We start from the raw sequence: 236 nt of genomic DNA, 5'->3' as shown, positions 1-236 counted from the left end.
CACTTCGTGAGCATGCAATCGCAGCCTGGGAGCCGACGAGTTCACAGTATTATCCGCAGCTCTTAGCGGCAGCTGCTGATCACTACGGGATTGATCTCGATCAGCCGGTGGAACAAATACCTGAAGCTTTATTTGATAAAGTGCTCCATGGAAGCGGACGAGAGAAGATCTTCTTCCGTTATGAAAATGAATTCGGACAAGTGAGAGAAAATGAGATTGTTTTTGAAGGGGTAGCG

General features: G+C 47.5%; 1 protein-coding gene. It reads left to right on the top strand.

Annotation, left to right across the window (positions count from 1 at the left end):
- The coding region (locus RYX56_RS25200) for a hypothetical protein (protein ID WP_317124494.1) at window positions 1-236 on the top strand (236 nt) is incomplete at both ends.

This window comes from Alkalihalophilus lindianensis (assembly GCF_032843265.1).
Lineage (GTDB): Bacteria > Bacillota > Bacilli > Bacillales > Bacillaceae_D > Alkalihalophilus > Alkalihalophilus lindianensis.
This window is presented reverse-complemented; position numbering and strand designations above follow the sequence as displayed.